The sequence below is a fragment of the Flavobacterium sp. CECT 9288 genome, assembly GCF_918731615.1.
In the GTDB taxonomy this organism is placed as follows: Bacteria; Bacteroidota; Bacteroidia; order Flavobacteriales; family Flavobacteriaceae; genus Flavobacterium.
Genome location: NZ_OU957226.1, coordinates 259,238 through 272,273, shown reverse-complemented (window position 1 = coordinate 272,273; position 13,036 = coordinate 259,238). Strand labels below are relative to the sequence as shown.

9 protein-coding genes are annotated in these 13,036 nt (G+C 33.3%); 1 reads left to right on the top strand and 8 read right to left on the bottom strand.

All coding sequences use genetic code 11. From position 1 onward, the window contains the following. Nucleotides 1-22: 22 nt before the first annotated feature. From LQ189_RS01170 to LQ189_RS01135, 8 genes are all read right to left on the bottom strand, one after another. The gene (locus LQ189_RS01170; protein ID WP_230153940.1) at nt 23-2,611 is read right to left on the bottom strand and encodes a hypothetical protein; all 2,589 of its coding nucleotides are present in this window, start codon (nt 2,609-2,611) and stop codon (nt 23-25) included. Between the two features lie 219 nt (nt 2,612-2,830). Then, nucleotides 2,831-3,628, bottom strand: a complete 798-nt coding sequence (locus tag LQ189_RS01165; protein ID WP_230153939.1) for a GLPGLI family protein — start codon at nt 3,626-3,628, stop codon at nt 2,831-2,833. A gap of 98 nt (nt 3,629-3,726) precedes the next feature. Further along, nucleotides 3,727-4,038 carry a hypothetical protein gene (locus tag LQ189_RS01160; RefSeq protein WP_230153938.1) on the bottom strand — a complete coding sequence of 104 codons (312 nt, stop codon included), beginning with the start codon at nt 4,036-4,038 and terminating at the stop codon, nt 3,727-3,729. 360 nt (nt 4,039-4,398) lie between these two features. Beyond that, nucleotides 4,399-6,954 carry a sodium-translocating pyrophosphatase gene (locus LQ189_RS01155; protein ID WP_230153937.1) on the bottom strand — a complete coding sequence of 852 codons (2,556 nt, stop codon included), beginning with the start codon at nt 6,952-6,954 and terminating at the stop codon, nt 4,399-4,401. 111 nt (nt 6,955-7,065) lie between these two features. Beyond that, on the bottom strand, nt 7,066-7,596 hold the full coding sequence (locus tag LQ189_RS01150) for an inorganic diphosphatase (protein ID WP_086453321.1): 531 nt from the start codon (nt 7,594-7,596) through the stop codon (nt 7,066-7,068). Between the two features lie 106 nt (nt 7,597-7,702). After that, a complete protein-coding gene (locus tag LQ189_RS01145; RefSeq protein ID WP_230153936.1) occupies nt 7,703-8,305 on the bottom strand; it encodes a DNA-3-methyladenine glycosylase in 603 nt (200 codons plus the stop codon). Between the two features lie 53 nt (nt 8,306-8,358). Next, on the bottom strand, nt 8,359-10,845 hold the full coding sequence (locus LQ189_RS01140; protein WP_230153935.1) for a DUF5686 and carboxypeptidase-like regulatory domain-containing protein: 2,487 nt from the start codon (nt 10,843-10,845) through the stop codon (nt 8,359-8,361). A 98-nt stretch (nt 10,846-10,943) separates the two neighbouring features. Continuing rightward, nucleotides 10,944-11,921, bottom strand: a complete 978-nt coding sequence (locus LQ189_RS01135) for a pyruvate dehydrogenase complex E1 component subunit beta (RefSeq protein WP_144891543.1) — start codon at nt 11,919-11,921, stop codon at nt 10,944-10,946. A 291-nt stretch (nt 11,922-12,212) separates the two neighbouring features. Between LQ189_RS01135 and LQ189_RS01130 the strand changes: the two genes are divergently transcribed. Continuing rightward, the gene (locus LQ189_RS01130; protein ID WP_230153934.1) at nt 12,213-12,959 is read left to right on the top strand and encodes an electron transfer flavoprotein subunit beta/FixA family protein; all 747 of its coding nucleotides are present in this window, start codon (nt 12,213-12,215) and stop codon (nt 12,957-12,959) included. The last annotated feature ends 77 nt before the right edge of the window (nt 12,960-13,036 follow it).

Genomic DNA, 13,036 nt, shown 5'->3' with positions numbered 1-13,036 from the left:
CCATTCTGTTTTCAATAATTGCTTAAAAAGTAAATTCCACATTAATCAAGAAAAAACGTTTCGTTAAATTTGTTTGCGATATATAAGCTGAGAAATCATTATTTTCAACCTGATTGAAACTTTTTAAATCCAATAAATTATTGGCTAGTAACGTAAGGTTAATATTATCATTAAATTTGTAACCACATTCCAAATCTACAAAATGATAGCTGTTACTGCTATTACTTAGGTTTGGAATGAAAAAATCACTTTTCAAGGTTGCGCTTGACTTCTTACTAATTCGTGTTCTCATCGAGAAACTATTCTGTATAGACTCTACTCGATTCGTTACACCTGATTTTGATGCAATAGAACTATGCGAAAACGTATTTTGAAAATTAATTCGGCTCGCAAAACCCGTCCCTATTTTTAATGAATTATTAATTATCTGGTTATTATTCTTTCGAATATCTGAACTATTTACAATATTAAGATATTCTGTCGCCGTTATACTTGAAGTGGATGTTGCGGTAGTTTTTAACTTTTCAAAAAATCTTGAAAATCGTAAATTTGCACTTAATAAAGTATTGTATACTTCATAAAATACATTTTTAACAACAACAGTATTCTCATCAATGGTAAAATCTGACAAATAGTTTCCGTTGTTTTTATCGTATTGTATAGACATATTCAAGGTCGCATTACTTGAAAGGTCTGTATAAAAATAACTTAAACTGTAGGCGTTTCTTTTTTGAAAATCAAAAGACGGCTTGTTTAAAATTGTAGTTCTATTACTTACAAACACACGATCGATAAATATATTTTCCTCTTTAATAGGCTTTCTAGTGTTCGAATACAAAGCAGTAAATAAAGAACCTTTCATCTTGTACTCAGCACTAATAGAAGGCTCTATAATAACCGTATTAACTGGTGAAATAATATTTAATCCACTACTACTTAAACTTAAGTAGTAGTTAGTAAATGAAATACCAGGGACAAATGTGATTCTGCCACTATTTATGCGGACTCTAGAATGATTATATATGGTATTGTTAATAAATAATGTATTATTACCTACTATGGAATTTTGTGATAAATAAGGTGTTTTAATATTATTCGAACCCATCTGAATGGTGTAACTTAAAAACTTTGACTTTCCAACCAAATTATAATTAATCAATATGGTAGACTTCTTAAATTTACTATCTTGAATCAATGATTCATTTGCATTTACACTACTAAATTGCTGAGGAATTATGTTTATTGCATAGTACGCATTGCCTTGTAGAGCTTTGTTGGAGGCTATTTTCCAGGTATGAACTACTTTGTTAATTCCCAAATAATTTTCTGAAATATTAATATTATTATAAGCTAACGAATTATTTTTAGTATAATCGCTAAATAACTTGGTACTTTCAAAATACTGTTTACTGAAAATTTCTAACAAACTGGACTTTGAAGTATTTATTCTTAATTCTAATTCTGCAGTAAATACCTTTGGTTTTTTCTTAAAAATGAAATTATCATTAGTCTCAACAGTTGTATTATTAAAAAAGTTTTGAGTCATTACTCTTTGCTCAGAATCAATTCTATCATCAATAAAGTTCAAATTCGTTTTGAGACTTACCTTCTTATTGAATTTATATAAATTATTGTGACTGATAAAAAATTGATTATTTCTATTGAATCTTACAGGATCTAAACTAGGCGCAAATAATTGATCTGATAACAATTTAATAGTTTTAAAGTCTTCTTCAGATTTTTTATCTAAACTTTTTGAATTTTGTTTTTCGTAAAAAAAAGAATCACTACGCCCAATATTATTCAAATTTAGGGTTGTAAATGATTTGACACGCGCTGCAATCTGCATCAAATAAGAATTAGAATAGTACGCACCATTAAGTTCATTTTTTAAGCCTAAACCATTTTCAAGATTACCTGAATAATCTGACTTTCCTTTTTTTAATTTTAAATTCAGTGCGACTTTTCCATCACTTTCAATACCTTTTAGCAATATATTATTAGTGTAATTTTCGATAGCTTCTATTTGTTCAACCATATCAATATTGATATTCTTAGTACCTAATTTATAGTTACTATTAAAAATATTATCACCGTCTAAAGTGACCGTTTCAAGTACTTTTCCTCTATATTTTATCCCACCGTTAACATCTACCTCAATCCCGGGTAACTTTTTTAATAAATCCTCAACCTTTTTCTCGTTGCCATCTCGATACTTTGCTACGTCAAAAATTACAGTGTCTTTTTTTACAGAATAAGGCCGGTCTGGTGTTTTTATAATAACCTCATCGAGTTGTTTCATATGGTTATTTTTCATCACTATACTAAAGTTGTAAGTTTTGTCTTGATCTGGATTTTCGATTACTACTTTCTCATAAAAATAGTTTACAGATTGTACATTAATTATAAGAGAAGTGTACTTTTTCTTAACACTATAAACACCTATACCATTTATAATTTTAGTAAATTCAAGTGTCGCGTTTGTAGATTTTTCTATTAATAATACATTGCAAAAAGGTATTGCAATACCTTCTTCATCTTTAACGTTAAAATTAATAGTTTGACTAAATGCGGTAGTACTCAAAAAAAGCAATAAGAAATATTTTAACATGATATGATTTGGGATTGCTATTTCCGCCACTTAATGCGCAGCGGTTAAGCATATTGATTTTGAATATTATTCACTCTCTTAAGTCACGACTATTACTTTGAAGATACTATTGCTGGCTAAAACGTTTAAGACATACATATGTATTTACACTTTATTATTATTTACAACGCAACATAACAGTAAGCATCAATAAATATTACCACTTTTAGAACTTATTCATTATTCATAAACTCGTGTGCCATTGAGTCCAATGTCTTCAATACCCTCATGCGGTCCAAATTTTGCATTAATAAGATTGCCTCCTGCATCTGCCTTTCTTTTTGCTACCGCTTTTTTCTCTTTTTCAATAACTATAGCGGCTAAGTCCTTAAACAATATTGTCTTTTTACCCAAAAAAGGATTTTTAAGCACTTTGTCTTCATTATTATTGATTATAATTGCTGTAGGCTCAATATTGACATACCCGTCTTTAGAATCAACTTTCAAAATAAAACCAGGTAAACCATCAAATTTCCAAGGCCCACCGTGATTTGCAATTTCATTACTATAGTAAGCAGTATATTCTCTACCTCTGAACTTAGTAATCGCTTTTTTGCATTTAAAATTAGCTATTAAAGTATCCTTTTCGTTAAGAAGTTCCCAATTAAATATATCAATATTATCTTCTAAATATGCTGAGCCTCTAAAAGAAATATCATGTAATATTTGCATATTATTTCTATAATCTTTATAATGTTTATTTTTAGCTAGGAACAGAAATCCTTGATCATTAACATTGTAAGCACAAATTGAATCGCTGGCTTTTAACAATGTAATTTCATTATGATATTTAAATTGTTTCGAATCTGTAATATTATCTGTATCGATAATAGCAGCATCCCCATTTTGCTGCATCGTAAAGTCAATTGTAGTTGTAGCTTTATCGAAAGAAAAATTAGTTGTAAACTTGTATTTGAAAGTCACTTCTTGAGCAAAAAAACTAGTTGTAAAAAATAAAAAGAAAATAATTTTTTTCATTTAAAAAAATATAATTGATAAATAACACCTGCTATTATACTATAAAACTTTATAAATTGAGACTCGTAATAAACTACAAGTCTCAATTTATTTTGTCACTACAAAGCTAAACCACTCTCTTTAGCCGCTGATGCAAGACAACCATTTTCAGAGCCACCCCAACAAAAAAAACAAGAATACTCAAATGTTTCCCAACCAGATGGATTAGATGTTGTTACTCCTGTGTATAGTGTGCATTTAACTGTCTTAACTTCTTCTTTCACTTCAACAGTTTTTAGTTTTTCCAGCTTCTTTTTAGAAACAATTTCTTTTCTTACGGTTTCCTTAACTGGTTTTCCAATTTCTCCGGTTGAAGCACTAGCAAATGCTGTCATTCCTACAGCCAAAAGGCAAAATACAATTTTTTTCATGTGATAATTTAATAATGTTAATAATGTTTTTTTAAATAGTTTTCGCGATAACTTTTTTAATAAATCAAATCTAAAGAAATTTTATTAATAATTTTACCTTTAATTTTAAAAAAAATACAAATTTTATTACATCCTTTAACACAGTATTTATACCGCATATACTTAACATTACATAGTTACAAAATAAGCAAAATATACCCTTAGATATGAATCAACAATTTAATACCATTGGATAAAAACAGAGTGAAATGATTTATGTTGTAATGGACAAAAAGAGAGAACTTATTACAACCAATTATTATAAAACATAAATGCCTCGCAAATTGCAAGGCATTTTTTTTATTATATGATTTTACTATTTTACTTCACAGCATCAATTTTGGCTTTTACTTCAGCTTCTGTGCCTTCAAAAACCTCTGTTGTTGTTTTACCGTTGACTATTTTTGTTACTTTTCCAACAGTCTTTCCATCTGTAGAAGAGATACTTACGTTCACGGTTTTTTTCTCGTATTTACTGGTGTCAAAACAATCTGTTTTTTGATATTTATATTTACCATTGGCATCAAAATTTGCCAAACATTTTGCTGTTTGTTCAGGTGTACATCCGTTTTCTTTGCACATCGCTTCACATTCTGCTTTAGTCATGTTAGCCATTTTTGAAAGGTCACATTTGCCCATACTATAAACCATTTCTGTTTTTGAATGAGCAGCGCAACAAGACTTAACTGTAGCTACATCTGAATGACCATTTCCTAAAATTGGAGCAATAACCAAACCTATTAAACAAGTCAATTTGATTAAAATATTCATAGATGGTCCCGAAGTGTCTTTGAAAGGATCACCAACAGTATCTCCGGTAACCGCTGCTTTGTGCGCATCAGATCCTTTATAGGTCATTTCACCATTAATCACCACACCCGCTTCAAAAGACTTTTTGGCATTGTCCCAAGCACCTCCAGCATTGTTTTGGAAAACGGCCCACAAAACACCCGAAACGGTAACTCCAGCCATATAACCTCCAAGCATTTCGGCAATGAGTTGGTTGTTATCTGAATACACTAACTTTCCTAAAAGTACAATGGCAATTGGAAAACCAATAGTCAAAACACCTGGTAACATCATTTCGCGCAAAGCGGCTTTTGTCGAAATATCGACACATTTTGCATATTCTGGTTTTGCAGTTCCTTCCATAATCCCGGGGATTTCTCTGAACTGTCGACGCACTTCGTACACCATATCCATGGCAGCTTTCCCAACTGAATTCATGGCTAGCGCCGAGAAAACTACGGGAATCATTCCGCCTACAAATAACATGGCCAAAACTGGCGCTTTGAAAATATTGATTCCGTCAATCCCCGTGAATGTTACATAAGCTGCAAATAAGGCTAGTGATGTCAATGCTGCCGAAGCAATAGCAAATCCTTTCCCAGTTGCTGCTGTTGTATTCCCTACAGAATCTAAAATATCGGTTCTAGTACGCACTTCTTTAGGTAGTTCACTCATTTCTGCAATTCCGCCCGCATTATCAGATATAGGTCCAAAAGCATCGATTGCTAATTGCATAGCTGTGGTTGCCATCATTGCTGATGCCGCCAAAGCCACACCATAAAATCCTGCTAAAGCATAGGAAGTCCAAATCGCTGCCGCAAATAATAAAACCGTGGGGAAAGTTGAAATCATTCCGGTTGCTAATCCTGCAATTACGTTTGTACCCGCTCCCGTACTTGATTTTTGTACAATTGCCATTACCGGTTTTGTACCCAATCCCGTATAATATTCAGTAACCGATGAAATAACCGCACCTACAACTAGACCAACAATTGTTGCGTAAAAAACACGCATAGATGAAATTTCTTTTGTTCCTTCTCCAAAGAAATCCATTTTCATGGTTTCAGGTAACATGTATTGTACGAGAAAGTAACAAGCTACTAAAGTCAAACCTATCGAAACCCAATTACCAATATTTAAAGCCTTTTGTACTTGTGCTTCTTTGGAATTGTCATCGGATATTTTAACCAACATGGTTCCGATGATAGAGAATAAAATTCCAAAACCAGCAATTGCCATTGGTAATAAAATGGGTCCAATACCTCCAAAAGCATCTTGAATACTTCCGCCCATATCTTTGATTACATAATTCCCTAGCACCATAGCTGCCAAAACCGTTGCAACATAAGAGCCAAATAAATCAGCACCCATACCAGCAACATCTCCTACATTGTCTCCTACATTATCTGCAATTGTAGCTGGATTACGAGGATCATCTTCTGGGATTCCTGCTTCTACTTTACCTACTAAATCAGCACCTACATCGGCGGCTTTAGTGTAAATACCGCCACCAACTCTTGCAAATAATGCTATTGATTCCGCTCCAAGAGAAAATCCTGCTAATGTTTCTAAAACAATGGTCATGTCTTCTGTTGAAGTCCAGACACCGTTCATAAAAAAATGAAAGAAAAATATAAAGAATGTGGTCAAACCTAAAACCGCTAAACCTGCAACACCAAGTCCCATTACGGTTCCACCACCAAAAGATACTTTTAAAGCTTGCGGCAAACTCGTTCGAGCAGCCTGCGTAGTTCTCACATTCGTTTTAGTCGCTATTTTCATTCCCATATTTCCAGCAAGGGCTGAGAAAAAAGCACCAAAAATAAAAGCTACTACTATTAATATATGTGTTGTGGGAACAATAAACGAAATACCAGCCAATGCAATACTGGCTCCAATAACAAAGAAAGTCAATAATCGATATTCTGCTTTGAGGAAAGCCAAAGCGCCTTCGTAAATGTAATCTGAAATCTCTTTCATTTTACCATCACCTGGATCTTGTTTTAAAACCCATGCTCGTTTTGTAAACATAAATGCCAGTCCAATGAATGCCATGGCGATTGGCAAATAAATCATAATTGTATTCATAATTTTGGTTTGGTTTATAGTTAATACTTATTGTGTAACCAAACGAATTTAAGCAAAAAAGCAATACTCCAAACGGAATATTGCTTTTTTTACAATTATTATGCTAAATTATTACTTAATGCTAAATAAACCTTCTGGTTTGTTTTCGATAGCATTAAAGCGTTCTGTACATTCTTTGATGATAGCATATGCTTCGTTTACATCTCCCCAACCTTCAACATCTACTTTTTTGTTTTCAAGATCTTTGTACACTTGAAAAAAGTGCTCAATTTCTTTTAATAAGTGAGGGTTAATGTCTGAAAGGTTTTCTAACGAATTCCAAATTGGATCAGAAACAGGTACGCAGATTACTTTTTCATCTGGTCCTTTATCATCAGCCATGTGAAATACTCCAATAGGCTTTACTTCCATTACGCAACCTGGAAAAGTTGGTTCGTTTACTAATACTAATACATCTAATGGATCTCCATCTAATGCTAAAGTTTCAGGGATAAATCCGTAATCAGCTGGATACATCATTGAAGAGAATAACATTCTATCAAAACGCATTCTTTTTATTTCGAAATCATATTCGTATTTATTTCTACTTCCTCTTGGTATTTCGATTAAGACATCGAAAGTTGTTACTTTGTCTGCAGTCATTTTAGTTTTTCTTATCTATAATTATCCTGCAAAAGTAATCAAACGATACGTTTTTGCAATGAAAATTAAAGGTTATCTCTACAATAAATTTAAAAAAAACCTACTTTTAATACGTAATGGTTCTATTTCGTTTCTTCAAGTAATGATGCCACAATAAATAAGTCGCATAGGACCGATAAGGACTCCATTGCTGTGCGTGTGCATACATGAGTTCCTTGTCATAAATGTCCAGTAATTCTTTTAACGTATTGACAACTGCTATATCACCAATTGGCAAAACATCTGGTGCTTGCAAGCAAAACATTAAATAAATATCTATGGTCCAGTTTCCTATGCCTTTGATTTTGATGAGTTCTTCCCGAACTTCCTGAGCGGTTTTAGTTGGTAAACTTTCTAGATCAAGTTCTTTATTTAATAGCGCTGTCGCCAAAGCTTTGATATAAGACGTTTTTTGTCGGCTTACGCCAAGATTCCTAAAATCGACATCAGACACATCAAGAAGAATTTCGGGTGCCATCGTTTTTAGAGTAGTTTTTATTTTCATAAAAGTGGCTTTCGCCGAATCAATAGAAACTTGTTGTTCCAAAATTAACAATACCAAAGTCTCAAAACCTTGTGGTCTTTTGGGAACAGTTGGCAATCCATAATTTTCAATAATTGACTTGAAAATGGCATCTTTTTCTAAAAGGTAGTCAATAGCTTCTTGCATAATTTGATTTTTTAGCCCGGATAAAAGATTGTAACGAATAGCCGGAATAGCTCCTAGAAATTAAATCCAAAAGAGCCTTTTACCGTAAAATTATTGGCCCCTGGCGTGTTGAGATAATTACCTCTCCAAGCAAAATCAATACGGAATACTTTAAATATATTTCCAATACCAGCGCTGTATTCCCAGTAGCCTCTTTCTGGCGCATTGTAAACCAAGCCAGATGCATTTATTGCTCTATTACCATCAGTAACAGAACCGTATACGCCGCGCACTGCTATAATTTCTCTCCAATTGAGTTTGCGCATGAACGGAATTCTAGAAAAAATGCGCCCATTAAAGTTGTGATTCCATTGTAAGGTTATGTACTCATCTGAAACGAACTCGTAGAAATTAAGATTGCTAAAAGTGTTTTCGATAGTAAAATACGTTTGATTTCCTGGAATTACGCTCAACAAACCAAGCGGAATTTCTCCAAAAGTCTTCCCTACTTCCATGATTAAATTTGTTCTTCCTAGTGGACCAATAATGATAGGCTGCTTGTAATACAATTGCAACTTATCATATTTAAAATCACTATCCAAAAGTCCCTTGAAACCATGACTATAATTGACAAAGAAGCGGCTATAGGGACTATCTACAATACTGCGCTCTACGCCAAAACCAATTGTTTTACGTTTTGGAGAAAACTCAATTTGAAGGTTGGCTTCAGATTGTTTTACATCACTTTTGGTCACCTGATTTGCACTATCTGTAAAATAATCCAAACTAAAAGTAGAAGATGCCGACTCAAGAGTACGATATGAAACCCCAGCTTGAATGACTACGTTTTTAATAGGTTCTATCTCTAGTGCAATATTGGTCAAGTTAATGTTAGTCAGCTTCCCATTACTTCCGGATGAAAAAACAGCTGACGAAGCAAAACTACGTCCCAAAACATCATTGGTTGTGGTTAAGCTCGCGCCTATTTGCTCAATGTCACGCCTGTTTCCTCCTGAAATAATGATTCTATTTTTTTTATCAACCATCCATTTTCCCGAAACGCCGTATTTAAATTTATTATCATCAAAACCATACGCTGTATAAGCTTGAAGTCGCCAAGGATCATTAGGTCCAAAATACGTTCTACCACCAGCACGCAATCGTATTCCTTCAACTTCATTGAATCCAAAGGATGAAAAAACAGGACCAAAATCAAAATTTTTAAACTCAACATAGCCACTACCAAGTATAGAAACAAGGTTGTACAAGCGTTTGAATTTATTGACTGTTTGTAGGGTATCTAACATTTTATACACCCCTAACTCATCTTTGCTTAAATTCTCAAATCGGTTGTCGTCCCAATATTCTTCTGATTTGTTATAGACTTCATCATCCATATAATTGACTTCGTCTTTGTAAAAAGATGCCGGTAAGGGTTTGTTGAACTGATGATTTCTAAAATAAGTCGTTCGTTTTCCATAAACTCCTTTTGAATCTTCTTTTTTATTCAAGGCAAAGTCAGACATTAAATAATCCTTTGTCAATAAAAAAACGGAGTCACTAACTACCTCAAATTCTTGTTCAATATAAATGTCTTTTACCCAGTTAATATTAGCACTTTTAGTCACTGCCATATTAATTTTCTTGATAGCATAAGTAGAATCATTGACCCAAAAATCTCCTTTAAAAGTCAATTCGTTTTTTCTTCTTGGATAAAAAACAATATTATAGCACCATTTTTTATCAATATAGGCACTATCACGCAGTACATAATTGTAGACATCAATTCCTGTTTTAGACAATGGGCTCGTAAAACTCTTATCAAAAAAAGTTAAGTGATTGTTGTAAATATTATAATCCGAATATAAATCTTTGACAAAAGCTAATATTTGCTGATTTCCATTAAATCCAGATGTTTTACTGGCTTTAATTTTATCTTTTACTTTCTTTAAAACATTATCTCCGTAAACATCATTAAGAGATTCATTAATAAAAATAGGCAAGTACGTTTTACCCGTAACTCTTGATGTATCCATTTGATTGAAGATAAACTCCATGCCCTTAAAAATTTTATTTTTCATGAAAGCACTGTCAATGGAGTTCATGTCAAATTCTATTTTTTCGTATTTTTCCATTTGGTATTGATCAAACTGGTACAAACCGTTTTTACGTTTTCGTTCCCAAATTTTTCTCAAAATATCCAGTGCAGGATTGTTTTTCTTTGAAGTTTTACCTGCAAAAACGACTACTTCATTTAAACTTTCGGCTTCATTAAGCGTGATTTTAAAATTATAGTTAACTGCTTTTTCTAAGGTAATTTCTCTTTCCGAAAAACCTACTGAGGAAACCAACACCACGGTATACGTTTTTTGGGATTCCAAATAAAAATTCCCATCTTCATTCGTAACAATTCCTTCACTTGATCCTTTAAAAACCACATTGGCAAACGGAATCGGCTGGTTTTGTTTGTCTACTACAATACCGCTTATTTTGGTTTGCGCCAATACGGTATGGAATACACCACAAAAAAACAAAGTCAAAATCAAAAGATACTTTTTCATAACAAATAAAAAAACTTCATCAATAGAAACCATTGATGAAGTTATTAAGGTTAAAAATCACAAATACAAACTCCATCAACAAGAGTTGTATTTTAATTTTATTTATACATTACTTTCTTTACCGCTTTTACAACGTCACCAGCATTAGGCAACCATTCTTTTAATAAAACCGGAGAGTAAGGCGCAGGAGTATCAGCCGTTGTGATACGTTGAATAGGTGCGTCTAAGAAATCAAAAGCACGCTCTTGAACAATATATGTAATCTCCGATGCTACACTTGCAAAAGGCCAAGCCTCTTCAAGTACTACTAAACGATTCGTTTTTTTAACCGAAGTCAAAATCGTTTCGTAATCCATCGGACGTACTGTTCTTAAATCAATAATTTCACAAGAGATACCTTCTTTAGCTAATTCGTCAGCAGCAATATGAGCCTCTTTGATAATTTTACCAAAAGATACAATTGTTACATCAGTACCTTCTCTTTTAATATCAGCAACTCCCAACGGAATTACATATTCACCATCTGGCACTTCACCTTTATCACCATACATTTGCTCAGATTCCATGAAAATAACAGGATCGTTATCACGAATAGCTGCTTTTAATAATCCCTTCGCATCATAAACTGTAGATGGAACTACAACTTTAAGACCCGGCGTATTGGCAAACCAGTTTTCTAATGCCTGAGAGTGCGTTGCACCTAATTGCCCGGCAGAAGCTGTTGGCCCACGAAAAACAATTGGCACATTAAATTGGCCACCACTCATTTGACGCATTTTTGCAGCGTTATTAATAATTTGATCAACCCCAACCAAGCAAAAGTTGAAAGTCATATATTCTACAATTGGTCTACAACCATTCATTGCTGATCCCACTGCAATACCTGAAAAACCCAGCTCTGCAATAGGAGTATCAATCACTCTTTTTTCACCAAACTCTGCAAGCATCCCTTTTGATGCCTTGTAAGCACCATTGTATTCAGCTACTTCTTCACCCATTAAGTATATGGACTCATCGCGACGCATTTCTTCACTCATCGCTTCGCAAATAGCCTCTCTAAATTGTATCGTTCTCATATTATATGTTGTATGTGTCTAATTTTCGAAAAGCAAAAATAAATATTTTAAATCACTTAAAAGCATAAAACATACTAAATTAATTCAGGATTTACACGCATGATTTTTAGGAGCTTTTTCCGGCTCTACGCTGTATCTTCCTGTGCCTAAAGGCAGCACAGGAAGGATGCCGCTACTATCCGGGCTACGAAAACGTTGTAATTTTAAAAAAATATTATGCACGCATAGTATATTATTCAAATTAATATTTTAAATTTGTAAAAGAAATTAAGAATAATTAAAAATATAGGTATGAAAATATTAGTTTGCATCAGTCACGTTCCTGATACTACATCAAAAATTAACTTTGTAAACGGAGATTCAGAGTTTGACACAAACGGTGTTCAATATGTAATTAACCCAAATGACGAATTTGGTCTAACACGTGCTATCTGGTTTCAAGAGCAACAAGGCGCTACTGTAACCGTAGTAAATGTAGGAGGTCCCGACACAGAACCTACTTTAAGAAAAGCTTTAGCAATTGGTGCTAACGAAGCTATTCGTGTTAACGCAACGCCTACTGACGGATTTTTTGTAGCTAAACAATTAGCAGAAGTAATCAAAAACGGAGGATACGATATTGTTATCGCAGGTAAAGAATCATTAGATTATAATGGTGGAATGGTACCAGGAATGATCGCTGGAATTTTAGGTTATAATTTCCTTAACTCTTGTACTAACTTAACAGTTGATGGAACTACTGTAAAAGCAGTACGTGAAATTGATGGTGGAAAAGAAACTGTTGCCACTACTTTACCATTAATCATTGGTGGACAAAAAGGACTTGTAGAAGAAAAAGACTTGCGTATTCCAAACATGAGAGGAATTATGACTGCAAGAACAAAAGCTTTAACTATCCTAGAGCCAGTTGACGCTACATTAAACACAAAAGCAGTTAAGTTTGAAAAACCTGCACCTAAATCAGCTGTGAAACTGGTATCTGCAGATAATTTAGATGAGTTAATTAACTTATTACACAACGAAGCAAAAGTAATCTAACTGTCATAAAGTCGAATGTCGAAAGTCGAAAGGAAAGAAGTTGATAATAATTTCCCTTTCGGACTTTAGACTTTAAA

Coding starts and splice junctions, on each gene's coding strand:
- LQ189_RS01140 (WP_230153935.1), bottom strand. CDS start 10,845: ATGAAAAAGTATCTTTTGATTTTGACTTTGTTTTTTTGTGGTGTATTC.
- LQ189_RS01145 (WP_230153936.1), bottom strand. CDS start 8,305: ATGCAAGAAGCTATTGACTACCTTTTAGAAAAAGATGCCATTTTCAAG.
- LQ189_RS01170 (WP_230153940.1), bottom strand. CDS start 2,611: ATGTTAAAATATTTCTTATTGCTTTTTTTGAGTACTACCGCATTTAGT.
- LQ189_RS01165 (WP_230153939.1), bottom strand. CDS start 3,628: ATGAAAAAAATTATTTTCTTTTTATTTTTTACAACTAGTTTTTTTGCT.
- LQ189_RS01150 (WP_086453321.1), bottom strand. CDS start 7,596: ATGACTGCAGACAAAGTAACAACTTTCGATGTCTTAATCGAAATACCA.
- LQ189_RS01135 (WP_144891543.1), bottom strand. CDS start 11,921: ATGAGAACGATACAATTTAGAGAGGCTATTTGCGAAGCGATGAGTGAA.
- LQ189_RS01160 (WP_230153938.1), bottom strand. CDS start 4,038: ATGAAAAAAATTGTATTTTGCCTTTTGGCTGTAGGAATGACAGCATTT.
- LQ189_RS01155 (WP_230153937.1), bottom strand. CDS start 6,954: ATGAATACAATTATGATTTATTTGCCAATCGCCATGGCATTCATTGGA.
- LQ189_RS01130 (WP_230153934.1), top strand. CDS start 12,213: ATGAAAATATTAGTTTGCATCAGTCACGTTCCTGATACTACATCAAAA.